Origin of the sequence: Streptomyces huiliensis, from assembly GCF_020037025.1 — a bacterium.
In the GTDB taxonomy this organism is placed as follows: domain Bacteria; phylum Actinomycetota; class Actinomycetes; order Streptomycetales; family Streptomycetaceae; genus Streptomyces; species Streptomyces huiliensis.
On sequence record NZ_JAIQLH010000121.1, the window covers coordinates 20,184 to 43,394 of the forward strand.

A 23,211-nucleotide genomic window follows, 5' to 3' on the forward strand; every position below is an offset into this window, starting at 1 on the left:
GGCATGCCTGATCCCCACAACATCCATGATCCCCACCCCCAAGCGCCCGGGGCCTTAGGACCCCGGGTGATTCCGCCCGCTCACCTTATAAATCGTCGGGCGGAACGCGAGGGGGCCATGGAGTGATCCAGATCACCCCACGGGCACGGGGGCCAGCAGGTCGGGGTGGTGGCGCCGGGCGACGCCCGGGTGGGCCCGGAGCCAGCCCTTGATCTCGTTGCGGCCGTACTCGGCGAACAGCGGGTTGGTCGTGTCCTGCGTGACGCCGGGGGCGCGGTGCGCGTGCGGGAAGGGTACGGGCTCGATGCGGGCGTCCAGCCGCGGGTTGTAGAAGAAGGGCACGGAGTAGCGCTCACGGGCGCCGGGCGGGCTGACGACGCGGTGGTTGGTGGCCTTGAGGTAGCCGTTGGTGGCCACTTCCAGGAGCTCCCCGAGGTTGACGACGAAGGCGCCGGGCAGCGGCGGGACGTCGAGGAAGTCCCCGTCGGGGCCCTCCACTTGGAGCCCGCCGACCTCGTCCTGGAGGAGCAGGGTGAGGAAGCCGTAGTCCTTGTGCGCGCCGACGCCCTGGCCGGAGCCGTCGGGGGCGCTGCCGGGGTAGCGGACGAGCTTGAGGTGCAGGTGGGGACGGTCGGCGAAGGCGTCGTCGTAGAAGTCGGCGGGGGCGCCGATGGCGGTGAGGAGCTCGTGCAGCAGCCGCTCGGCCACCGCGCTGAGGCGGTCGATCCAGTGCAGGGCGGCGGTGCGCAGCTCGGGGAGGGCGGCGGGCCACTGGTTGGGGCCGTCCAGCCACCAGTAGCCGGGCTCGTCGGCGGCGGGGACGCGCGGGGCGCGCTCGGCCCCGATGTCGAGCTGGTCCCGCCAGTCCCGGCTGCCGCCGGTGCGCTCGTCGCCGATGCGTGTGTAGCCGCGGAAGTGGGGGGAGTTGAGGTTGCTGATGGCGAGCCGGTCGGCCTCCGGCAGGGCGAAGAACTCGCGCATGGTGCGCAGCAGGGCGGCGGTCTCGTCGTCGCCGATGCCGTGGCCCGTCAGGTGGAAGAAGCCGACGTCCCGGGCGGCGGAGTGCAGCGCCTCGTGGAGGCGGGCGCGGTCCTCGGGGGTGCCGGAGGCGGCGGAGAGGTCGATGACGGGGAGCTTGTCGTTCATGAGATGTCCACAGCGTGAGGGCCCGGGTACGCCCGGGGGCCCCGCGCACCCCGCACCGCCGCCCGGATACGGGCAGGGCGGAGCGGGGCGCGCGCGGTCGGAGCGGGTGAGTGCCCGGTGCGAAGTGCGAGCGGTACGAAAAGCGATACGAAAAACGCGCGAGATCAGCGCGGAGAGCGCCCCGGCCCGGTCGAGAAGGACGGGCGGCGGCGGGCGCGGGTCAGCCGGAGAGGCGACAGGACATGCTCGTGACGCGCAGGAAGTCCACGTGGCGTCGCTTTACAAGCAGATTCACACGAACGAGGGTATACGACCACCGGCCGGTCCGCGGTGTCCCCCTCGTCACACCCGTCGGCCGACACGGAAAGTGATCGCGGGCGCGGACCGCCCCGAGGGCCGGGAAACGTACGGCAGGCCCGCCCGGCGCGTCGCGTGGGGGCGCCGTCCGAGCGGGCCGACGGCCGGAAGACCCGCCGCGCACCGCACGCTACCAGCCGGACGCACAGCGTCCGGACGGCTTCACCCACAGGCGTCCCCCGGTGACCGGACACGCGGGCGGAGCCCCCGACCGGGTGAGCACGCGGCCGCCGCCGGTTCCGCTCCCGGTAGGCCGAAAGACGGCAATGGGGCGAACGAGTGAAATGCCGGAACTTCCCCAAAAGGTCACAGTTACTCAGTTCGCTTCCCAGCGGGAAAGAACCTCTTCGATCGAAAGGCATAGACGTGCTCAAGAAGGCAATCGCCACGGCCGCGGTCACGGCATCCGCAATCGGCGTCATGGCCACTCCCGCGATGGCAGTCGGCGCCGACGAGCAGGACACCGCCAACGCGAACGGCGCCAAGGTCGGTTACGGCAACACCCACACCGGTGGCAAGGAAAGCCCGCAGATGAGCCTGATCCAGGGCTCGCTCAACAAGCTCTGCCTCGGCTTCGGCAGGGTCAACGTCCAGAACATCGTGGCCCTGATCAACATCGGCCTCCAGGACATCCCGATCCTGTCGTCGGAGCAGGAGCAGGTGTGCGCCGACAACTCGACGATCAGCGACGGCGACGACCCGCTGTCGCACATCCTCGACGAACTGCCGATCCTGTCGGGCAACGGCTCCGCCAACGGCGGCTACGACAAGGGTGGCTACCACAAGGGCTGACGAAAGCCCCGCGGTCCCAGGGGATTCCCCCCGGTCCGGCACTCGTGCCGGGCCGGGGGGATTCTTTTTTTCGTGCCCCCGGCCGGGGGCACGCCTATTTCCGGTCCGGCCGCGGTTCCCCCTCCGCCGGGCGGACGGGAATTCCCGGGCCCTGGCCCCTTGACGCAACTCTGGTCCAGTCCAACGATGTTCAGCGCGCAACCGCCCCCACCCCGTGCACCACTCAGCCACCGGGAGTATCCGTTGAGACGACGCCAGCCCTTCCGCGCCGTGGTGGCCGCGCTGGCCACCGCGCTCGCCGGCGCGGGACTCGCACTCGGCGGCGCCGGCACGGCGACCGCCGCCCCCGCCGCCGTCCCCTTACCCCCACGGGTCTTCGCGCCCTACTTCGAGACGTACGGCTCCGACAGCCCGGCCGCGCTCGCCGAGAAGTCGGGAGCCAAGCACCTCACCCTCGCCTTCCTCCAGACCGAGGCCAAGGGGTCCTGCACGCCCTACTGGAACGGCGACACCGGCAAGCCGGTGGACCCGTCGGTCTTCGGCTCCGACATCACGGCCATCCGCGCCCGCGGCGGGGACGTCATACCGTCCTTCGGCGGGTACGCGGCCGACAACGGCGGCACCGAACTCGCCGACAGCTGTACCGACGTCGACCGCATAGCCGAGGCGTTCGAAAAGGTGATCACCACCTACGACGTCACCCGGCTCGACCTCGACATCGAGGACAACTCGCTGACCAACACCGCCGGGATCGACCGCCGCAACAAGGCGATCAAGAAGGTCCAGGACTGGGCCGCCGCCAACGGTCGGACCGTGCAGATCGCCTACACCCTGCCGACCACCACCCGGGGCCTCGCGGACAGCGGACTCGCCGTCCTCCGCAACGCCGTCGACAACGGCGCCCGGGTGGACGTCGTCAACATCATGACGTTCGACTACTACGACGGGGCGCAGCACGACATGGCCGCCGACACCGTCACCGCCGCCGAGGGCCTGCACACCCAACTCGGCGCCCTGTACCCGGGGAAGAGCGACGCCCAGCGGTGGGCGATGGTCGGCGTCACCGAGATGCCGGGCATCGACGACTACGGGCCGGCCGAGACGTTCACCACCCAGGACGCGGTCAAGGTCTACGACTGGGCCGTCGGCAAGGGCATCAACACCCTCTCGTTCTGGGCGCTCCAGCGCGACAACGGCGGCTGCCCCGGTACCAAGGGTTCCGACACGTGCTCGGGGATCGTCCAGGACACCTGGTACTTCACCCACACCTTCGCGCCGTTCACCGGCGGCGGGTCGACGGAGCAGGACTTCTCGATCGCCGTCTCACCCGGTGCCGCCTCCGTCCCGCCGGGCGGTACCGCCGGCGCGACCGTGGCCACGCGCGCGGTGTCCGGGCCCGCGCAGACCGTGCGACTCGCGGCGAGCGGTCTGCCGAAGGGCGTGACGGCGGAGTTCAGCCCGTCGTCGGTGACCGCCGGCGAGTCGGCGCGGCTCACGTTCACCGTCGCCAAGGACGCGGCGCCCGGCACCTACCCGTTGACGGTGACCGGCACCGCGCCCTCCGGGAGTCACACGGCAGCGTTCGCCCTGACCGTCACCGGCGGCGGCACGCCGGGCCGGGTGGTCAACGGCGACTTCGAGTCGGGCGGCACCGGGCCGTGGACGTGCGACGGCGGCGCCTCGGTGGTCAAGAGCCCGGTGCACGGCGGCTCTTACGCGCTGCGGACCGCGCCGGCGGGCGGCGGGACCGGCGAGTGCCGGCAGACCCTGACCCTCTCCCCCGCCACCTCGTACACGCTCACCGGCTGGGTGCGGGGCGACTACGCGTTCCTCGGCGTCTCCGGCGGGGCGAACGCGAGCCGCTGGGCGTCCGCCGGCGACTGGACCCGGCTGTCCGTTCCCTTCACGACCGACTCCACCGGGCGGGTGACGGTCTACGTACACGGCTGGTTCGGGCAGGGTGCCGTCCTCGCGGACGACATCGCGCTCGGCTGACGCGTCGTCCGGTACGCGGGGCCCGCCGGACGGCCGGCGGGCCCCGTGCCGTTCCCCTGAGGGCGCACCGTTCTCCGGTGGGGCGCGCGGGACGATGTGGGGTCTCGCGGCGCGGTGGCCCACGCCCGCGCGGAGGCGGCCGCGACACCTATGGAGTCGGTCAAGGCACCCGTCGGCCGGTCCGGATCGTCTACAGTCGCGTAGGGGGTGCCTGATGGATCTCCGCGGCGTCGCGACGCCCGGCACGTGCTCTCGCCGCACCGGACGCCGCTCCTTCCCCACGGAGATCCATCAGACACCCCCTAGACCGTCCACCTCCGGTGGACCGTCCACCGCTGTGGAGACGTCCGGCCCGTACCGTCGTCGCGGGCGGGCCACCGCCCTCGACCGCCGGAGGCCGCTCAGCCGTGTTGCTCGCGCCCGCTCCGCCCGCCGCCCTCGCCGTCGACCTCCTCGACGCCTCCTCCCTGCTGTCGTCCTTCGGGGCGGTCGGGGTGGCGGTCGTCCTGTTCGCCGAGACCGGCCTGCTGGTCGGCTTCTTCCTGCCCGGGGACTCCCTGCTGTTCACCGCCGGCCTGCTCTGCCGGCCCGGGACACGCTCCGGGCCGCACCTGGACCTCGCCGAGGTGCTGGTGTGCGCGGCGGCCGGGGCGCTGGCCGGGGCGCAGTGCGGCTATCTGATCGGGCGGCGCGGCGGGCGGCCGCTGCTGGCCCGCTCCCGCAACCGGCGGCTGCTCGACGGCGCGGCGCGGGCCGAGGAGCTGCTCGGCCGGTACGGACACGCCCGGGCGGTCGTGCTGGCCCGGTTCGTCCCCGTGGTGCGCACCGTGCTCAACCCGCTGGCCGGCGCCCTCGCGGTGCCGCGGCGGACGTTCCTGGCGTGGCAGGTGGCGGGCGGGCTGCTGTGGACCGCCGGGCTGGTGCTGGCCGGGTACGCGCTGGGGTCGGTCGTGCCGGACGTCGACCGGTACCTGCTGCCGCTGGTGGCGGCGGTGGTGGTGCTCTCGCTGCTGCCGTTCGCCGTGGAGCTGCTGCGCGCCCGCCGCCGGGCGGCGGCCGGCCGGCGCGGCGGCGACGGGCGCGGGTAGGCGGGTGGGAGCGGACGGACGGCGGGAGCCACTACGGGGAGGGGGGACATGACGGTCACTCCACTGGCCTTCGACGGATCCGGGATCGACGGCGGCCTCTACACGGCCGTCACCCGGGCGGCACGTGAGGCCCCCTGGCTGCTCAACGACACCGCCTCCGCCTGGTCGGCGCTGGGTCTCGCGGCGTTCGCGGCGCTGATGACGGCGGCCTGGTGGCGGGCGCGCCGGGCGGACGCGCCGGTGATGGCGCGGGCGCTGGCCGTGCCGCTGATCGTGGCGCTGGCGTACGGCGTGAGCCTCGCGCTCAAGGAGCTGGTGCGGGAGGACCGGCCGTGCCGGTCGCTGCCCGGCCGCTTCGCGCTGGAGGCGTGTCCCGCGCCGGGCGACTGGTCGTTCCCCAGCGACCACGCGGTCGTCGCCTTCGCCGCGGCGGCGGCGCTCTGGGTCGTGGACCGGGTGCTGGCGGCGGGCGCCGTCCCGGCCGCGGTGGTGATGGCCGCCTCGCGGGTCTGGGTGGGCGTCCACTACCCGCACGACGTGGCGGCGGGCGCCCTGGTCGGCGTCGCCCTGGCCGCGCCGCTGACCGTGTCGGCCGCGCGGGGCGCGCCCTGGGTGGCGCGGGCGCGCAGGGGGCCGCTGCGCGCCCTGCTGTTGTCGTCCGCGTGACGGGCCTCCGCGTGACAGGCTTGGTGCCGCGTCAGCACTGGAGGGGGTACGGGACCTGTTCGGTGGTGGGGCCGGTGTTGCGGCACATCTGGTAGCCCTGTTCGCGGAGGTCGCTGATGATGCCGGGGAGGGCGTCGGGGAAGCTGCTGAAGAGGTGGCCGAGGATGACCCCGTTGTTCTTCTCCTCCGGGGTGGCCTCGCGGACGGTGGTCCGGATGGCCTCGGCGTCCCGGAACGCGCCGTCGGACTGCTGCCAGTCGTAGGTGTCGATCGTCCAGTTGCAGACGCGCTGCCCGAGGCCGGCGGCGACCTCCGTCTCGCGCGGGCCGACGTCGCCGTAGGGCGGGCGCAGGAAGTTGCCGGGGAGCCCGTTGCGCAGCTCGTCCTGGAGCTCCTGGTCCGTCAGCCGGGTGAGCTGACGGTGCGACCAGGTGTGGCTGCCGACCCAGTGGCCCTGCTGCCGGAGGGTGGTCGTGATCTGCGGGTACTGGGAGGCGTACTTGTTGATGAGGAAGAACGCGGCGCGGACGCCCTGCGCCTGGAGCTGGGCGCCGATGCGGGTGGCGCGTTCGGGGTCGCTGTAGGCCCAGTCGTCGAGGGAGAGGAGCACCCGGCCGGAGGTGTTGCCGCAGCGTTCCCGGTCGTAGCCGGCCGCGGGGTCGGGGACCAGGGCCTGGGCCTGCCGGCCGCCTGCCGGGTGGTGGTCGGCGCCCTCGGGGGCGCCCTGGCCCACCGGCCGGTCGTGCGCGGCGGCGGGACGCGTGCCGCAGGTGCCCATGGCCGTGCCGTGCCGGTGGTCGTCGTGCGCGCCGCCCGGCCTGGCCTGGGGCTCGCACTCCGGGCGGTCGTCCACCGCGTTCACCGCGAAGGCCGATCCTGCCACCAGCACGGCCGCGGCGGCGGCCGTCTTCAGCGGCACCCTCTTGCGGCGCCGGTGGCGTCCGCGGCCGCGCCGGAGGACGCCACGGATTTCCGACATGCTGACTCCTCAACGGTGCGGCCCGGCGGCGGGCGGCCGGTCCGGCACCTCACGCCCGGTGCCCGCGGGCGCGGCGAAGCCCGCCCCGGGGACAGGCACCCGAGCTGGATCGGTGATCTTGGCTCCAGCCTCAGGGCAGGTATCCGGTCCCGCAACCGATGGGTCCGCCGTCCGGTCCGTCCGGGGCGCGGGAGCCGTCGCGGCCTCAGGTCCGGGCGGGCGGACGGGGATTCGGGGGCCGGTCCCGGAGGGATCCGCGAGCGCGGCGACCAGTTCCGATCGTCGCGGCGGGCAGGTCACGTCCGATATCGACCATCGCCGACCCCCGCCGACCGGCGGAGACCGCCGGGCCGGAGGCCGGTGGCGGACCGGCCGCCACACCCCGTCCGCTTCCCCCGAACGGCCCCCTTCCGAGGTGAAATACGGAAGAATCCGGCCGAGGATCCAGGCGACGGACGGCGGGCCACCCGGGCGCCGTCGCCCCCCACCCCTTACGCCGGCGGAGGAGCCCAACATGCAGAGGCCGGAACGGGAACGCGCGGAGTCGGCCGCCCGGCAGGAGGCCGCGCGGCTCACCGCGCTCGGGGTGCAGGCCGTCGCGCTCACCTGGGTGGACAACGCCGGCATCACCCGCGTCAAGGCCGTCCCCACCGCCCGGCTCGCGCACGCGGCGCGGTGGGGTGTCGGGATGTCGCCCGTCTTCGACGTCTACCTCACCGACGACTCCAGCGTCACCAGCCCCCACATCGGCGGCCCCGACGGCGATCTGCGCCTCTTCCCCGACCTCGACCGGCTGACCGTGCTGGCCGCCCAGCGCGGCTGGGCCTGGGCGCCCGTCGACCGGTTCGAGCAGGACGGGCGCCCGTACGCGGCCTGCCAGCGGCGGTTCGCCCGCCGGATGGCCGCGCGGGCGGCCGAGCGGGGGTTGCGGCTGCGGATGGGGTTCGAGACCGAGTGGGTGGTCGCCGGCCGCGCCGGGCCGGGCTCCGGCGGCCCGCCGCCCGGCGCGGGGCCGGCGTACGGCATGGCCCGGGTGGTCGAGCTGTCCGACTACCTCCGGGACGTGCTGGACGCGCTCACCGCCCAGCGCGTCGAGGTGCTCCAGCTCCATCCGGAGTACACGCCCGGCCAGTTCGAGGTGTCCGTGGCCCCCGCCGATCCCGTCGGCGCGGCCGACCTGGCGGTGCTCGTCCGGGAGACGGTCCGCGCGGTGTCCCTCGCGCACGGGTTCGACGCGCTGTTCGGGCCCGTCGTCGCCCCCGACACCGTCGGCAACGGCGCGCACCTGCACCTGAGCCTGCTGCGCGAGGAACGCGACCTGTGCCGGGGCGGCGACGGCCCCTGCGGGATGACGGCGGAGTGCGCGGCGTTCCTCGCCGGCGTGCTCCGCGAACTCCCCGCGCTGCTGGCCCTGGGCGCCCCCTCCCCCGCCAGCCACCTCCGGCTGCGTCCCTCGCACTGGGCCGGGGCGTACGCCTGCTGGGGGCCGGAGAACCGGGAGGCCGCCCTGCGGTTCGTCCCGGGGCCGCCGGAGGCCGAGGACCAGGCCAACGCCGAGGTGAAGTGCTTCGACGGCGCCGCCAACCCGTACCTCGTGACCGGCGCGGTGATCGCCGCCGGGCTCGCCGGGATCGCGGCCGGGGCGACGCTGCCGCCGCCGGTCGCGGGCGATCCGGCGCTCGGCGGCGGGCACGAGCGGCTGCCGGACTCGCCGGCCGCCGCGCTGGACCGCTTCACCCGCTCCGAGGTGCTCCGCGAGGCGCTCGGCGACCCCCTCTTCGGAGCCGTCGCCGCCGTCCGCCGCGGCGAGATCGAGCGGTACGAAGGGGCGACGGCCGAGGAGCTCCCCGCGGCGACCAGGGGGCGGTACTGACATGAGCACCGCCGTTCCGCCGCTCGCCCTGCCCGCCCTGGTCGATCACCACTGCCACGGTGTGGCCCGGTCCGACCTCGGCCCGGACGCGTTCGTCTCCTTCCTCAGCGAGTCGGACGCGCCCGCCGCGCCCGGCACCAGCTTCTTCGACAGCCAGCTCGGCTACGCCGTCCGCCGCTGGTGCCCGCCGCTGCTGGGCCTCGACCCGCACTGCGCGCCCGCCGAGTACCTGGAGCGACGGCGCGAGCTGGGCCCGGCGGAGGCGGCCCGGCGGCTGCTCGGCGCCACCGGGATCACGGACTACGTGGTGGACACCGGCATCCCCGGCGATCTGACGTCCCCTCAGGAGCTGGCCCGCATGGGCGGTGCCGTCTGGCACGAGGTGGTGCGCCTCGAGCGGCTGGCCGAGCACGTCGCCGACACGGCGGACGGCCCGGCGGGCTTCCTCACCGGCCTCGCCGACGCGGTGGAGGCGGCCGCCGGTCGGGCCGTCGCCTTCAAGTCGGTGGCCGCGTACCGCTACGGGCTGGACTTCGAGCCCAACCCGCCCGGCCGGACGGAGGTGCGCCTGGCGGCCGACCGGTGGCTGGCCCACCGGGCCCCGGGCGGCCGGGTGTCCGACCCGGTGCTCCTCCGCCACCTGCTGTGGTCCGCGGCCGAGACGGGCCTGCCGCTCCAGTTGCACACCGGCTTCGGCGACCCGGACCTGCGCCTGCACCGCTGCGACCCGTCCCTGCTCACCGACTTCGCCCGGGCCGTCCGCCCCACGGGCTCCGCCCTGGTGCTGCTCCACTGCTACCCGTACCACCGCGGCGCGGCCTACCTCGCCCACGCCTTCCCGCACGTCTACGCCGACCTCGGACTGGCCCTGTCGTACAGCGGCGCCCGGGCCGAGGCGGTCCTCGCGGAGGCCCTGGAGCTGGCCCCCTTCGGCAAGTTGATGTTCTCGACCGACGCGTACGGCCTCCCCGAGCTGTACGTGGTGGGCGCCGCCCTGTTCCGGCGCGGCCTGGACCGGCTGCTGGCCGGCTGGGTGGGCGACGGCGCCTGGTCGGCGTCGGACGCGGCGCGGGTGGCGGAACTGATCGGCGCGGGGAACGCTCGGCGGGTGTACGGGCTGGGGCGGTCGGGCTCTCCGCCCGCGCACTGAGCCCCGGCGGCCGGGGTGGCGGGTCCCGGCGCACCGTCGGCCCACACCCCGGGGCCGGCCGGCCGTCGCCGGGGCGCGAGGCCGGTGGGCGCGGGGAGCACGCCGCGGGGCCCGGGACGGTGGACGGCCCGGCCAGGCGCCGAGTCCGGTCCGCCGCCGCCGGGGCGAGTCCGGTGCCGCCCGGACGTCGTCCGGCGAGCAGGAGCAGCGCCCCCGCGACGGCGACGCCGGCCGCCGTCCAGAACGAGACGGTGTAGCCGTGGGCGGCGGGGACGGTGCTGTGCGACACGGTCCGCGAGGCCAGGATGGCCGCGGCGAGCTGGCTGCCGACGGCGCCGCCGACGGTTCGGGCGACGGTAAGGGACAGGTGAGTTCGAGCCCATGCGAACATCGTTCGCGTTAGGCAAGGCTAAGTTAAGTAGATGTCGCCCGCAAGCAGTCGCGACCTCGGGACCGTCACCCTCCGCTGTGTAAGGTGACGGTGTGACATCACCAGCCCCCGGCCGACGGCGTCCGCTCTCCCGGGCCCTGATCGTCGCCACCGCGCGCCGCATCGCCGACAAGGACGGCCTCGGCGCCCTGACGGTCCGTCAGGTCGCGCAACGGCTCGGCACCGGCCAGGCGTCCCTGTACCGGCACATCACCGACCGGGGCCAGCTGCTGGCCCTGCTGGCCGAGGACGTGGCCGTCCGGCTGCCGCGCCAGGGCGACGAAGGCGGACCCCGGGAACGTCTCCGGGAGCACTGGCTGGCGGCCCACGACCACCTGGCCCGGCACCCCTGGGCCGCCCGGATCATCGCCGACGGCGAGCACGCGGTCGACGCCGCCGCGCCGTTCGCCGACGGCGCCCTCGCGGCCCTCGCCGCGGCGGGGCTCCCGCCGGACGACGCCGCCCGCGCCTACCGCGTCCTGTGGAACCTGCTCCTCGGCCACCTCCTCAACGCACACCCCACCGGCCACACCAGCGGTGCGCACCGCCCGGCGGCCGACGACCCCCGCGCCGACTTCTCCTGGGCGCTGTCGCGGCTGCTCGACGGGATGCTCGGCGGGGTGCTCGACGGCCGGCGGGTGTGACGGGGACGCATACGCGGCCGACGGCACTCGGGCCGTGGTGTGTCAGGTCCGCGGGCGCCCGCCGGACCGCCCCGGCGCGCGAAAACCGCACATCTGCGCCCAGGGTGGCACCCGTGCCGTATCCGGCCGGGTGCCGCGTCGTTGTTCCGGCAGGCACACGCCTCGTGACACGCCGGACGGTCCCGGCGGCCGGGGAGGGCCCGGAAGCACGGAAGGCCGGAACATTGCGCATCGACATCATCACCGCGGGCACGACGGGGTCCGTCATCCCGTACACCGGCCTCGGGCACCGGCTCGTCGCCGAAGGGCACGAGGTGGAGCTCGTCACCCACGCGAAATTCGCCGACACGGTGACCTGTTGCGGACTCCGCACCCGGCCCCTGGAGCCGGATCCGTTCGAGGAGCTGCTCGCCGCCCACAACACGTTCCAGGGCGCCCGACGTTCACCGCGCGCGCTGCGCGACCTCGCTCGCGCCACCGAACAGGCCGCCGTGCGGCTGGTGGACGGGATGCTCACGGCCGTCGACCCCAAGGCCGACCTCGTCCTGCTGTCCACCCTGGCCGCGCCCATCGGCCGGGTGGTGGCCCGCTACCACCGGGTGCGCAGCATGGGCGTCTTCCTCCAACCCGACGCCCCCACCTCGGCGTTCCCCCCCTGCGTGCTGCCCTGGCAGCCGCCCGGGTACGCCAACCGGCTGCGGGCGCGGGCGGTCAACGCCGTGACCGACGCCCTCTACGCGGCGGCCAACCGGCGGCTGCACGCGCGGCTCGGCCTGACCTGCCGGAGCGTCCATCTGCTGCGCCGGGAGCGGGAGAAGAGCCGCTGGCCGATCTGGCACGGCTACAGCCGGGCGGTCGTCCCCCGGCCGCCGGACTGGCGTCCCGGGCTGCGGGTGGCCGGTTACTGGTGGCCGCACGAGTGCCCGTCCTGGCAACCCCCCTCCCTGATCACGGACTTCCTCGACGCCGGTCCCCCGCCGGTGTTCGTGGGGTTCGGCAGCATGATGCCCGGCGATCCGGAGCGGCTCGGGGACGTCACGGCCCGCGCCCTGCGCAAGGCCGGGCTGCGCGGCGTCGTGCAGGCCGGCTGGGCCGGGCTCTCCGTGGCCGGCGACGACGTGATCACGGTCGGGCCGCTGCCGCACGGCTGGCTGCTCCCCCGGACGGCCGCCGTGGTGCACCACGCGGGCGCCGGGACGACGGCGGCCGGGCTGCGGGCCGGCGTACCGGCCGTCCCGGTGCCCCACCTGACCGACCAGCCCTGGTGGGCGTCGCGCCTGGTGCGGCTGGGCGTCAGCCCGGGGGCGCTGCCGCTGTCCGGGCTGACGGCCGGGGGGCTGGCGGACGCGCTCTCCCGCGCGACCGGCGAACCCCGGTTCGCCGCGCGGGCGTCGGAGCTGGCGGGGCGGCTGGCCCGGGAGGACGGCGCGGGCGCGGTGGCGCGGGCGGTGGCGGCGATGGCGCCGTGAGGGGGGCGACGGCCGTACGGGACTGCGTGCCCATGCCCCCGCTCGACGCCTGGCTGCACCGGCACCAGAGCAGCGGGGCCGTCTGCATGACCGTGGCGCTGCTCGCCCGTTTCGCGGGGCCCGCGCCCACGCCGGACGGGCTCCGGTCGCTCGTGGAGAAGCGCTGGTCGGGTTACGACCGGCTGCGGCTCACCGTCGGCGGCGCGGCGCATCCGGCGTGGCCGCGGTGGACGTCCGGGGTGTGGCCGGACCCGGTCCGGCACGTCGTGGGGCCGGAAGAAGGCGCGCAGGACGGCCCGGCCGAGGAGCGCGTCGCCCGGCTGCTGGCCCGGCCGCTCGGCCCCGAGCGGCCGCCGTGGCGGCTGCACCTGCTGCCCGGGGCGGGCGGCGAGGACGGGTTCGCGCTGCTGCTCCGCGCCCACCACGCCCTCCTCGACGGCCGGTCGCTGCTCGCCCTCGTCCGGGACCTGCTCGACGGCCCGGTCGGTCCGGTCCCCCCGCCCGCGTACGGAACCGTCGGCCCCGCGCGCCGCCGGCGCCTGCACGCCCTCTCCGACCTGCTGCCCCGGGCGCGTCCGCTGCCGTTCCACGGGCCGGTGGACACCCACCGGGCCGTCGCCTGGCGACGCGTCACCGGCGCGGAGCTGGACGCCGCCCGGAACGCGCTGCCCTCGGGGCGCGCGTCCGCCAACGCCGTCTTCCTGGCGGGCGCGGCCGGGGCGCTGCGGGCGGCGGAGGCGACCGGGCGGCTGCCGTCGCTGCCGGGCGTCTGCGCGATGGTGCCCGTGGACGTCCGGCCGCCCGGGGAGGCCGCGGTGCTCGGCAACCACTACGCGACGGTCCGCGTCCCGCTGCCGGTGGCCGGCGGGCCGCGGCGGCGGCTGGCCGCGACCGACGGCTTCACCCGGCGGGCGGCGCTACGCGAACGGGCCCGGGCGCAGGCGCTCGCGGTCGCGGCGGCGCCGCGGCGGCACGGCCCGGTCACCGACGCGCTCGGCCGCTACGTGGACTCGCCGCTGTACGCGTCGGTCCTGTGCAGCAGCCTGGCGGAGCGGTCGGGGCCGCTGGCCCTGGGCGCGGCCGGGCTGACGGGGCTTTCGCTGCTGCCGCCGCTGAGCCCGGGGCATCCGCTGGCGCTGACCATGACGCGGGACACGGCGGGTGCCACGCTGGCCGTGATCACCGACCACGGCCGCCGCGCGCTCGCCGGACGGCTCGCCGCCCTCCTCCGGGACGAGATCCGCGGACTGGGCCGGTGACCGGCCGGGTCGTACCGGCCATGGGACGCCCGTCAGGAGTAACGTCCTCCCATCGGCTCTCGTTCCTCTGGTGAAGACACCCATTGCACTGGTGATGGCACCCACGAGATCCCGGCCGCGCGGGTCGCGGGGACGTTCCCGACGCGCGGCGACGATCGTGAAACGGAGACCGGCTCTGATGACGCCTACCGCACTCTCGGAAGAGGTCATTCCGCTTACATACGGCGGTTTCGGGTACAGCGGCCGGATCGTCCACCACCCGGAGCCGAGGATGGCGCCCATCGTCCTGGTCGGCGGCGCCTTCCAGCACCAGGGCGGCTGGGGCAGGCTGGAGCGGAGGCTCCTGGAGGCCGCCAGCGTCATCACCGTGGACCTGCCGGGCTGGGGCACCTCCGACCGCCTGCCGGCCCACCACGGCATCGACTTCCTCGCCGGCGCCCTCGACGGGCTCCTCTCGAAGATCGCTCCCTATCCGGTCAACATGGTGGGCGCCTCCTACGGGAGCGCGGTGGCCCACGAGTGGGTGCGCCGGAACCCCGGGCGGGCCGAGCGGCTGGCCCTGGTGGGCACCATGTCCCGGCTGACGGACCACGTGCGGGCCAAGGTGGAGCTCACCATCCGGATGCTGGACCGGGGCAGCCACGCGGAGTTCGTGGACCAGGTCATCGGCACCATGGTGTGCCGGGACCCCCGGATCACGGTCGCCCGTCGGCCGGCCGTGATCCGCTGCCTCACCCAGGCCCTGAACCAGCTGACCGCCGAGGGGATGGACAAGTACCGGGAGAACTCACGGCGGTTGCTGGCCCACGCCGAGCCGCCCGGCGGCCCGGCGGTGGAGGTCCCGGTGCTGGTGACGACGGGTGAGCACGACCCGCTGACCACGCCGGCGCTCAGCCGCGAGGTGTCCGCCCGGTGCGCGGACGCCCGGTTCACCGCCTTCAAGGACGCGGACCACCTCGTGCACCTGGAGCGTCCCACGGAGATCGTCGACCTGCTGCTGCGCTTCTTCGGCGGGGAGCCGCTGACCGGCCTGGACTACTGCCACCCGGTGGAGCACCTCGGGCACCGGAGCCGGGCCTCCGGAGCGTGGGCCCCGCTCCCCGCGCCCCGGGCCGGCGGGTAGCGCCGGGCGTACGCGTACGGACGAGCGGTCCGGCGTCCCCCCTCGGGGCGCCGGACCGCTCGCCGTTCCGGGCGCCGGGCGCTCAGTCCTCGTGTGCCGCCGCGGGCAGCCGCCGCAGCTTCAGCGGGGTGTGCTTGTGGTACGCGTAGTCGAGCATCCGCGCCGCGTCCGGGTAGCGGCTCGCCGCGTCGTCGAGGACGACCCCGACGACCGTCCGGCCGTCCCGCCGGGCCGAGAAGACCAGGCAGGGCCCGGAGGCGCGGGTGGAGCCGGTCTTGACGCCGAACACGCCCTCATAGGAGCCGAGGAGCTTGTTGGTGTTGTACCAGGTGTACCGGCGGTTGACGTTGAGCGCCTTCTGCTGGGTGCTCATCGCCTTGGTGACCGTGGTGAACGTGCTGTTCCCCAGGGCGTGCCGGGTGAGCGCGGCCAGGTCGCGGGGGGTCGAGTAGCCGCCGCCCGCGGTGATGCCGTCGAACGAGTCGAACTTGGTGTTCCGCAGGCCGAGCCGGGCCGCCTTGGCGTTCATCCTGGCCACGAACGACCTGGTCCGGGCGGCCTCGTCGGGTCCGCTGCCGAGGGCGTCCGCCAGGGCGTAGGCGGCGTCGCACCCGGAGGGCAGCATCAGGGCGTAGAGGAGCTGCCGCACGGTCAGCTTGTCGCCGGTGCGCAGGTCGGCGGTGCTGGCTCCGTGGCGGGTCACGTAGTCCCGGTAGGACTGCTTGACGGTGACCTGCTTGTCGAGGTCGGCGGGGCGCCCGTCGAGGGCCACCACCGCCGTCATGATCTTGGTGGTGCTGGCGATCGGCCGCCGGACGTCGGCCGCCTTGCTCCACAGCGCCTTTCCGGCGCCGCTGTCGAGCAGGAACGCGCCCTTGGCGCCGACGCCCGTGGGGCCGTCGGCGGCGTGGGACGCGGTCGGGAGTGCGACGGTCAGGGCCGCGCCGGACGCGGCGAGCACCGCCGTCCAGCGGCGGACCGCGCTTCCCCCATGTCGTGCCATGGAAACTCCAGGATTGCTCACTGATCGGTTCGGGAGGAGCGCATGGTCGCACCCCGCGGCGCGCGACGGGAAATCGCGCCACGAACGGGTGAGGAAAGGGTGCGGCCACCCGTTCGCTTGCCGAACGGGTGGCCGGGGAAGGCGAGTTGGACGGCGGGGGCCTCAGAGCGAGCAGACGCCGCGCTGGTAGTCGACGGTCGCCGTGTCCCGGGAGTACTCCCACTCGGGGGCCAGCAGCTTCGCGTCGAGCTGCCCGGCGGCCGTCCGGTCCTCGACGATGTAGCCGAAGTCCTGGAGCCACGACGGGTAGAGGTTCTTCGACCCGACGTAGAACGCCGAGCCGTCCACGGACACCAGCTTGTGGTGCAGCGGGTAGGCGTGCCCGTCGGCCCACTTGGCGCTCTTCGCGCTCCGGAAGCTCGCCAGCTGGACGTTGGAGCAGAGGGCCTTCTTCGCCTGGTCCTGCCCGCCGGTGACGAGGGCGAGCCGGTTGCGGAGGACGTCGCTGATCTCCGTCAGGGACTTGATCTGCGAGTAGCCGCCGCTGCCGACCGTGCCCCGGTTGGCCGGGTCGCTGACGACGATCCGGACCTTCACGCCGGACGCGATCTTCGCGGCGAGCGTGTCGTAGAGCCGGACGTCGTACTTGGCGATGGGCGGGCAGGTGGCGTTGAGGTCCTGCTGGGAGATCTCGACGTGCTTCTCCGCGCTGCCCACCAGTGCGCGCAGGGCGCTCTCCTCCGGGTTGACCGTGTCGTAGTCGCGGTCGGCGTTGGTGTTGTCGTGCACGCCGACGACGCACTTGGTGTCGGGGGCGGACGGCAGCTCGGGCCGGTACGCGGAGGTGTCGTCCCGGTCCTTGATGCCGACGCCGAGGCCGCCGACGGCGATCACCGGGACGTCACCGGTGGGGGCGGCGGGCTTGGGGTTGGCCTCCTTCTCCAGGTCGGCCATGCAGGACGCGCCCTCGGAGGCGGCGTACCAGACGCTCGCGATGTTGCCCTTGTTGCGGCAGGTCCAGCCCCAGAGGGTGTCCAGGTAGCGGCCGGCGGTGGAAGCGGCGGGGCCGGTCAGTGCCAGGTCGACGTCGGTCACCGGGTGGGTGGTGTCGACGTAGTCGTTCTTCCAGTCGTTGATGCCGCCGGTGATCGCCGACTCGCCGTCCACGACCAGCAGTTTGGAGTGGTTCCAGGAGAAGGCGGTCTTGGAGGTGGTCATCGAGGCGACGTTCAGCGTGACGGCGCCGGCCGCGGGGCCGAGCCGCGCGCGGAGATCGTCGTAGTACGCCGAGGGCCGCACGTTGAGGTGGTAGATCGGGGCGGCGCCGACGAGGACGCGGACCCGGGGCTGGTGGCCCGCGGCGACCGACGCCTTGAGGCCGGCGGCGATGGCGTCCTGGAAGGCGCCGTCGGGGAACGGCGCGAGGGTGGAGATGTCGACCGTCCGCCGGGCCCGGGAGATGTTCTCGGTCATCTTGGCGAGCAGCCGCTTGGTTCCGGGGCGCTCGGCGCAGCCGGCGTCGCCCCAGCAGCCGGGGGTCTGCAGCAGCCAGTCGGAGGAGTCGGCGGCGGAGGCGTCGAGCTTGTTGCCCGCGGTGCGCTGCCAGACGTCGCCCTCCAGGCCGGGGGACACCTGGCGCAGGGTCCGCTCGACGGCGTCGAGGTGCGGGGTGCCGGGCGCGTCCCCGGCGGCGAGCGCCGGGCCGGCCGGCAGGAGGGCGAGGAGGGTGGCGGAGACGGTCGCGCGGCGGGTGAGGCGGTGTAAACGGCGGAGCAAGGGAGCGTCCTTCGGACTGGGGAGTCGGGGATCCGTTCGCAAACGGTTGATACCCGTACGTTCTTGCGTTCGAAGGACATACGGGTGATCAACTTCCCAGAAGTTACCAGGCACCGCCGCGGCCCGGCAGGGGGCGACCGCGGCGGCGTCCGGCGGCAGGTTCACTCGGGGCGCAGGTTGCGGTTGAAGCGGAACATGTTGGCCGGGTCGTGGACGGCCTTGAGGGCGGTGAGGCGCTTGTGGGTGAGGGGCGCGTAGAGCTCGCGGACCCGCCGCTCGTCGGCGTACGGGCCGTCGCCGTAGAGGAAGTTGGGGTTCTGGCCGAGAGTCCAGGGGGCGAGGGCCGCGCACAGCAGGCCGTGCCGTGCGCGGGTCGCGGCGTCGCCCCCGCCCCCGGCGCCCTCGGGGCGGTACTCGGAGATGGCCTGGACGAGGAACTCGGCGTCCCGGTGGTCGACCGCGATCCCGGCGGGGCCGGGCCGGCGCAGGGCGCCGCCCAGGTGGCGGACGCTCAGCACGCACGGCACGGGCGAGTCCGGGCCGGCGGCGGCCAGCATGGCGCGCACCCCGCGCGCGGGCAGTTCGCGGAGCATGGCGCCGACGGCGGCGTAGGCGTGCGGCTCCTCGGGATCGCGGTGGATGGCGGCGGAGTCGCGGTACGGCATCTCCCGCAGGTCGTCGCTGATCCGGGCGCCGACCGCGCGCAGCGGGGCGACGAGGCGCTCGCCCTCCTCGGCGGACCCCTCGAAGGCGATCCGGACGGTGGCGACGTATCGGCCGCGCAGCGGGGCGGGCAGTTCGGGGAGGTCGGGGAAGGGGATCAGCGTGACGGCCGAGGTCAGTTCCTCGGGTACGCCGGCGGTCCAGGTCCGCCAGGTCTCCAGGACCTCGCCGGCGAGGGCGGTGTCGAAGGCGAGCTGCCCGCCGTAGACGGTGCGGACGGGGAAGAGGGCCGTCTCCATGGCGGTGACGACGCCGAAGTTGCCGTCGGTGCCGAGCACGGCGGCGAAGAGGTCGTCGCCGGGGACGGTCCGCCGCCGGCGGCCGTCGGCGGTGACGAGTTCGACGGCGCGGACGTGGTCGGCGGCGTAGCCGTACCGGCGGGCGAGCAGTCCGATGCCGCCGCCGAGGTGGTAGCCGACGGCGCCGACGGACGGTGCCGAGCCGTTGAGCGGGGCGAGTCCGTGCCGGGCGGCGGCCTCGACGACGGCGCCCCAGCGCGCCCCGGCCCCGAACCGTACGGTCCGGGCCGCCGGGTCGACGGCGACGCGCGCCATCCGGCGGGTGCTGATCAGGACGCCGCCCTCGGCGGGCACCGAGCGCCCGTGCCCGGTCGCCTGCACCGCCACCGGCAGGCCGTGCCGGGCCGCGTACCGGACGGTCCGGCGGACGTCCTCGGCGTCGGCGGCTCCCACGACCAGGTCCGGCCGGTGGACGTAACCGGTCTGGAAGCCCGCGACCTCCTCGGCGTAGCCGGGGTCGCCGGGGCGGAAGACGGGGCCGGTGAGGCCGGTGGGGCTCGGGGAGGCGGCAGGCCGCGTCGTGATCTGCATGCCCACCACGATGGCGGCCTCCCCGGCCATGCGTCCAAGAGCTGATGGGGATACCTGGGAGAAGCCACGGTTATGGAACCGGCGGTGCGCCCGCCGCGGGTTTTGCCGTTTCCGCAACAAGGTTTGCCCGGTGGTCCGGCGGGCGCCGACCATGGCGGCACGCGGGCGCGGTGAGGGCGCCGGCGACGTGACGAGAAGGGAAGGACCCCGTATGTCGGACACTCGGCCGAAGCCCACTCCCGAGGTCTTCTGGGAGGAGTTCTACGGGCGCGGCGACCGCGTGTGGAGCGGCCGGCCCAACCCACTGCTGGTCCGGGAGGCGGCCGGGCTCGCGCCGGGCACGGCCTTGGACCTCGGGTGCGGCGAGGGGGCCGACGCGATCTGGCTCGCCGAGCGCGGCTGGCAGGTCACCGCCGTCGACGTCTCGGCGACCGCGCTGGAACGGGCGGCCGGGCACGCCGCCCAGGCGGGAGTCGCGGACCGGATCACCTGGCAGCGGCACGACCTGGGCGTGTCGTTCCCCGCCCGCCCCGAGGGCGGCTACGGCCTGGTCTCCCTCCAGTTCCTGCACTCCCCCCTGGGCCTGCCGGTCGGGCGGATCCTCCGCTCCGCCACGGCGGCGGTGGCGCCCGGCGGCGACCTCCTCTTCGTGGGCCACAGCGAGAGCCCGTCGTGGAAGCGGGACGCCCACGCGGAGGTGCACCTCCCGACCGCCGACGAACTCCTCGCGGCGATGGGCCTGCCGTCGCCCGACTGGCGGGTCGAGGTCCGCGAGCCGGTGCGCACGGAGGCGACCGGGCCGGACGGCGAGGCGGGCCACCGCGTGGACCACGTCCTGCGCGTCCGGCGCCTGCGCTGACGCGGACCACCCGCCCCGACGGGTCAGACGCCGCTCGGGGCGTTCCGGCGCTCCAGGAGCCGCTTGCGGCCCCGGTCCAGCGCCCCCACGACGACGACGGCGACCACGGCGACCACCGCGCCGGCCGCGTAACACCACGGGCTCGGGAGGTGGTTGACCGCGGTCATCACGCCGGCCTCCTTGTCGGTGAAGGCGCGGTAGACGATCGCGATCACGCCTTCCCAGAGGCCGAGCGTGAACGCCACCACCATGCCCAGCCGGTACCAACCCTCGTCCATCGCCGCTCCCGCGTCTCGCTTTTCCGTGCGTACGTTACGAGCGTATCCGCGCCTCGACCGGGAAACCCGGGTTCCCGCAGGTCAATCAGACATTACCGCACACTTTCTTGAAGCTATCCTGAGTGCGTGCGTGACGAAAAGCAGGTGTCGACGTGCCGGGTGTGCCGGACCCCGCTGGCCCCGGCCGGCCGGGGCCGGCCGCCCGTGTACTGCTCCCGCGGCTGCCAGGCGCGGGCCTACCGGCGGCGGAAGGACCCGCCCGAGCCCGCGCCGGAGAGCGCGCGCCCGGCCGTACCGTCGGGGCGGCGGCGGCAGATCGCCGAGGCGGTCTGGCGCGTCGCCGCCGAGCGGGGGCTGCACGCGGCGAGCATGCGGGAGATCGCCGCCGAGGCCGGGGTGTCCCTGCGCGTCGTCCAGTACCACTTCGCCGGCAAGCACGACCTGCTCGTCGCCGCGCTGCGCATGCTGCACGAGGAGAGCGCGCGGCAGGCCGACGCGCGGGTCCGGGCGCTGCGCCGGCCGTCGGACCCGCGGGCGCTGCTGCGGGCCGTCCTCGACGAGTTCCTGCCGCTGGACGAGTGGCGCCGCGTCGCCCTGCGCGTCCACGCCGCCTACTACGCGCGCAGCCTCACCGACCCGGCGCTCGCCGCGGTCTTCCTCCACGACGCCCAGCCCTTGGAGGACATGGTCACCGCGCTCCTCGCCCGGCTCCCCGCCGGCTCGGCCGGCCTGCCCCCGGTCGACCCGCGGCGGGAGGCCGACCTGCTGGTGTCCGGCGTCATCGGGCTGGGCATCGACGTCCTGCACGGGCGCCGCGGCGTGGCCGACGTGCGGCGCACGGTGGACTACCACCTGGAGCGGATCTTCGCGGCGGGGACGGGGGCGGCGGCGACGGGCTGAGGGCGGCCGGACGGCCGGACAGCCGGGGCCCGTCGGAAAGCGGACCGGGCGGGAGCCGCAGGAACCGCACCGGGCCGGTGACCGACCGGACGAGCGGCACCGGGCCGGCCACCGGGCGGGAACGAACCGGCGCGGGCGGTCCGGTCCGGCCTCACTCCCCCGCCCGGGCCGCCTCCTTGACCGCCTCCTTGATCGCCCGCCACTCCGGCGCCAGCACCGACCAGATCTCCTCGTCGTGCCGCTCCCCCCGGTAGGCGAAGCTCTGCCGCAGCACGGCCTCCCGCGTCATCCCGAGCCGGCGGGCCACGGCGATGCTCGGCGCGTTCTCCGCGGAGACCCACCACTCGACGCGGTGGATGCCGCGCTCCTCGACGGCCCAGTCGACGATCGCGCGCACGGCCCGGGTCACCAACCCCCGGCCCACCCCCGCCGGTTCGAGCCAGCAGCCGGCCTCCGCCGTGCCCTGGCGGACGTCGAAGCTCCGGAAGATGACGGCGCCGACGAGGACGCCGTCCGTCCTGATGCCCCAGATGCGTCCCGTGTCGGCGGCGGCCCGCTCCGCGTACGTACGCAGGAACGCCCGGCTCGACTCCAGGTCGGTGACGACGTCGGGCAGTCCGTTGTGCTGGCCGATGAACTCCCTCCCCCGGTCCATGTGGGCGAGGAACTCGTCGGCCTGCCAGGGTTCGAGGGGGCCGAGTGCGGCGCCCTCGTCGCCCAGGGGTATCGCGTACATCGTCACCTTCCGCGGTCGGGTGCCCGGTGCCGGGCGGACGGATCGTCTCACGGCCCCGCGGCACTGCCCGGCACCCTCCTGTCTGCGGGGCGGCGGGCCGGGACACTTCCCTCGACATCGGAAGGAGGTCACCGTGTCTCCGACACCGCTTCCTCTGGACCGCGCCCGGACCGGGGCGGCTTCTGGGCGCGGGCATGGCCGCGTACGAGCGGCGGCACCCGGCGGACCCGCTGACCTGCCCAGGCGTTCCTCCGCTCCGGGCTGCCGCCGTCCCCGAGGACGACGACGGGGGTGTCGTCGTCCTGGGTCAGGAGGCGGGAGCAGCCTGCTGCCGGTGAATCCGTACCACCGGTGACGAGCACGGGCATGGGTGACGTCCTTCCGGAGGTCCGTCGTCCCCGAGTGCCGGCGTGTCTCACGATGCCGGGCACCGCGGGGTGGCCGGTGCGCCGGTCACGAGGGCGGGTCCCCTGCCATGCATCACCCTTGGCAACGCGCTTGTTCGTCACGGCATTTGACGCCATTTCATCCGGAAGGATGAACGCCCTTCGCGAGCGGCTTGGCGACCTCTTCCGGGCGAAGAATGAATATGGGCCCGCCGGGCGCCGGCCTCCCCGTCTCCTTCGGCGGCGTACTCACCGGCGGGCTCCGCGCGGGCGGCACGGCGGAGGAGTGGTCGGCGCTGCTCGACGCCGCGCCGCCGGGCGACGCGTCGATGCGGCACGTCGTCGTCCTCGTCGGCCGCGCGCCCGGCACCGGCCCGGCCGCCCCGGCCGCCCACGCCGCCCGGACGATCACGTCGCTCGGCGCCCTGGCCGCCGCCCGCGGACGCCGGGACTTCGGCCCCGGGCCGAAGCCGTGGCTGGTCACCCACCCGCACGACGCGCTCCCCGGCCCGGTGCGGATCCCGACCCGGCCGCCGCCGCCCTCTGGGGCGCCGCCCGCACCCTCGCCAACGAGCACCCGGACCTGGACACCCGCCGGATCGCCCTGACGCGCACCGGCGATCCGACCGCCGACGCCGAACGCCGGGCGCGCGAACTCCTCGCGCCCGGCCACGAGGACGAGGTCGTGCTCACCGCCGGCGGCCGGTTCGTGCCCAGGGAGCGGCCGGGTACGGCTCGTACGCACCCGG

The 23,211-nt window shown here is 75.1% G+C and carries 21 protein-coding genes; 13 read left to right on the forward strand and 8 right to left on the reverse strand.

Annotated features, from left to right (window positions below):
• Positions 1 to 132: 132 nt before the first annotated feature.
• Positions 133 to 1,146, reverse strand: a complete 1,014-nt coding sequence (locus tag JNW98_RS21270) for an isopenicillin N synthase family dioxygenase (protein WP_223769852.1) — start codon at positions 1,144 to 1,146, stop codon at positions 133 to 135.
• A gap of 723 nt (positions 1,147 to 1,869) precedes the next feature.
• Here JNW98_RS21270 and JNW98_RS21275 point away from each other — a divergent pair.
• From JNW98_RS21275 to JNW98_RS21290, 4 genes are all read left to right on the forward strand, one after another.
• Positions 1,870 to 2,295: a rodlin gene (locus tag JNW98_RS21275; protein WP_223769853.1), complete on the forward strand. Its 426-nt coding sequence runs from the start codon at positions 1,870 to 1,872 to the stop codon at positions 2,293 to 2,295.
• Positions 2,296 to 2,538: 243 nt separating this feature from the next.
• The gene (locus JNW98_RS21280; RefSeq protein WP_223769854.1) at positions 2,539 to 4,290 is read left to right on the forward strand and encodes a carbohydrate binding domain-containing protein; all 1,752 of its coding nucleotides are present in this window, start codon (positions 2,539 to 2,541) and stop codon (positions 4,288 to 4,290) included.
• A 407-nt stretch (positions 4,291 to 4,697) separates the two neighbouring features.
• A complete protein-coding gene (locus tag JNW98_RS21285; protein ID WP_223769855.1) occupies positions 4,698 to 5,378 on the forward strand; it encodes a DedA family protein in 681 nt (226 codons plus the stop codon).
• A 48-nt stretch (positions 5,379 to 5,426) separates the two neighbouring features.
• Positions 5,427 to 6,044 carry a phosphatase PAP2 family protein gene (locus JNW98_RS21290; protein WP_223769856.1) on the forward strand — a complete coding sequence of 206 codons (618 nt, stop codon included), beginning with the start codon at positions 5,427 to 5,429 and terminating at the stop codon, positions 6,042 to 6,044.
• A 31-nt stretch (positions 6,045 to 6,075) separates the two neighbouring features.
• Here JNW98_RS21290 and JNW98_RS21295 read toward each other — a convergent pair whose 3' ends face one another.
• Positions 6,076 to 7,023 (reverse strand): polysaccharide deacetylase family protein, encoded by a 948-nt coding sequence (locus JNW98_RS21295; protein WP_223769857.1) that lies wholly within the window; start codon positions 7,021 to 7,023, stop codon positions 6,076 to 6,078.
• A gap of 514 nt (positions 7,024 to 7,537) precedes the next feature.
• Here JNW98_RS21295 and JNW98_RS21300 point away from each other — a divergent pair.
• The 6 genes from JNW98_RS21300 to JNW98_RS21325 all read left to right on the forward strand — a co-directional run bounded on the left by JNW98_RS21300 (position 7,538) and on the right by JNW98_RS21325 (position 14,971).
• Complete coding sequence (locus JNW98_RS21300) at positions 7,538 to 8,896, forward strand: type I glutamate--ammonia ligase (protein ID WP_223769858.1); 1,359 nt, start codon at positions 7,538 to 7,540, stop codon at positions 8,894 to 8,896.
• Position 8,897: 1 nt separating this feature from the next.
• Entirely contained in the window at positions 8,898 to 10,046 is a 1,149-nt protein-coding gene (locus JNW98_RS21305; RefSeq protein WP_223769859.1) for an amidohydrolase family protein, read from the forward strand.
• Positions 10,047 to 10,529: 483 nt separating this feature from the next.
• Positions 10,530 to 11,120: a TetR/AcrR family transcriptional regulator gene (locus JNW98_RS21310; RefSeq protein ID WP_223769860.1), complete on the forward strand. Its 591-nt coding sequence runs from the start codon at positions 10,530 to 10,532 to the stop codon at positions 11,118 to 11,120.
• A gap of 224 nt (positions 11,121 to 11,344) precedes the next feature.
• On the forward strand, positions 11,345 to 12,589 hold the full coding sequence (locus tag JNW98_RS21315) for a glycosyltransferase (protein ID WP_223769861.1): 1,245 nt from the start codon (positions 11,345 to 11,347) through the stop codon (positions 12,587 to 12,589).
• Positions 12,586 to 13,848 carry a wax ester/triacylglycerol synthase domain-containing protein gene (locus tag JNW98_RS21320; RefSeq protein ID WP_223769862.1) on the forward strand — a complete coding sequence of 421 codons (1,263 nt, stop codon included), beginning with the start codon at positions 12,586 to 12,588 and terminating at the stop codon, positions 13,846 to 13,848. The genes JNW98_RS21315 and JNW98_RS21320 overlap by 4 nt, the downstream gene beginning before the upstream one ends.
• Positions 13,849 to 14,026: 178 nt before the next feature.
• Positions 14,027 to 14,971: an alpha/beta fold hydrolase gene (locus JNW98_RS21325; protein WP_223769863.1), complete on the forward strand. Its 945-nt coding sequence runs from the start codon at positions 14,027 to 14,029 to the stop codon at positions 14,969 to 14,971.
• An 82-nt stretch (positions 14,972 to 15,053) separates the two neighbouring features.
• Here the strand turns inward: JNW98_RS21325 and JNW98_RS21330 are convergent, their stop codons facing one another.
• The 3 genes from JNW98_RS21330 to JNW98_RS21340 all read right to left on the reverse strand — a co-directional run bounded on the left by JNW98_RS21330 (position 15,054) and on the right by JNW98_RS21340 (position 19,303).
• The gene (locus JNW98_RS21330; protein ID WP_223769864.1) at positions 15,054 to 15,974 is read right to left on the reverse strand and encodes a D-alanyl-D-alanine carboxypeptidase family protein; all 921 of its coding nucleotides are present in this window, start codon (positions 15,972 to 15,974) and stop codon (positions 15,054 to 15,056) included.
• Between the two features lie 162 nt (positions 15,975 to 16,136).
• Positions 16,137 to 17,750 (reverse strand): phospholipase D-like domain-containing protein, encoded by a 1,614-nt coding sequence (locus JNW98_RS21335; protein ID WP_223769865.1) that lies wholly within the window; start codon positions 17,748 to 17,750, stop codon positions 16,137 to 16,139.
• Between the two features lie 161 nt (positions 17,751 to 17,911).
• The gene (locus tag JNW98_RS21340) at positions 17,912 to 19,303 is read right to left on the reverse strand and encodes an FAD-binding oxidoreductase (RefSeq protein WP_223769866.1); all 1,392 of its coding nucleotides are present in this window, start codon (positions 19,301 to 19,303) and stop codon (positions 17,912 to 17,914) included.
• Between the two features lie 211 nt (positions 19,304 to 19,514).
• Here JNW98_RS21340 and JNW98_RS21345 point away from each other — a divergent pair, with 211 nt between their 5' ends.
• Positions 19,515 to 20,162 (forward strand): class I SAM-dependent methyltransferase, encoded by a 648-nt coding sequence (locus JNW98_RS21345; RefSeq protein ID WP_223769867.1) that lies wholly within the window; start codon positions 19,515 to 19,517, stop codon positions 20,160 to 20,162.
• 23 nt (positions 20,163 to 20,185) lie between these two features.
• On the opposite strand, the gene JNW98_RS21350 is transcribed toward JNW98_RS21345, so the two are convergent.
• Complete coding sequence (locus JNW98_RS21350) at positions 20,186 to 20,440, reverse strand: hypothetical protein (RefSeq protein ID WP_223769868.1); 255 nt, start codon at positions 20,438 to 20,440, stop codon at positions 20,186 to 20,188.
• A gap of 126 nt (positions 20,441 to 20,566) precedes the next feature.
• Between JNW98_RS21350 and JNW98_RS21355 the strand changes: the two genes are divergently transcribed.
• A complete protein-coding gene (locus JNW98_RS21355) occupies positions 20,567 to 21,340 on the forward strand; it encodes a TetR/AcrR family transcriptional regulator (RefSeq protein ID WP_223769869.1) in 774 nt (257 codons plus the stop codon).
• 151 nt (positions 21,341 to 21,491) lie between these two features.
• Here the strand turns inward: JNW98_RS21355 and JNW98_RS21360 are convergent, their stop codons facing one another.
• Positions 21,492 to 22,076, reverse strand: coding sequence for a GNAT family N-acetyltransferase (locus JNW98_RS21360; protein WP_223769870.1), 585 nt, complete (start codon positions 22,074 to 22,076; stop codon positions 21,492 to 21,494).
• A gap of 128 nt (positions 22,077 to 22,204) precedes the next feature.
• Positions 22,205 to 22,444, reverse strand: a complete 240-nt coding sequence (locus JNW98_RS21365; protein ID WP_223769871.1) for a hypothetical protein — start codon at positions 22,442 to 22,444, stop codon at positions 22,205 to 22,207.
• A 221-nt stretch (positions 22,445 to 22,665) separates the two neighbouring features.
• Here JNW98_RS21365 and JNW98_RS21370 point away from each other — a divergent pair, with 221 nt between their 5' ends.
• Positions 22,666 to 23,070: a hypothetical protein gene (locus JNW98_RS21370; RefSeq protein WP_223769872.1), complete on the forward strand. Its 405-nt coding sequence runs from the start codon at positions 22,666 to 22,668 to the stop codon at positions 23,068 to 23,070.
• Positions 23,071 to 23,211: the final 141 nt, after the last annotated feature.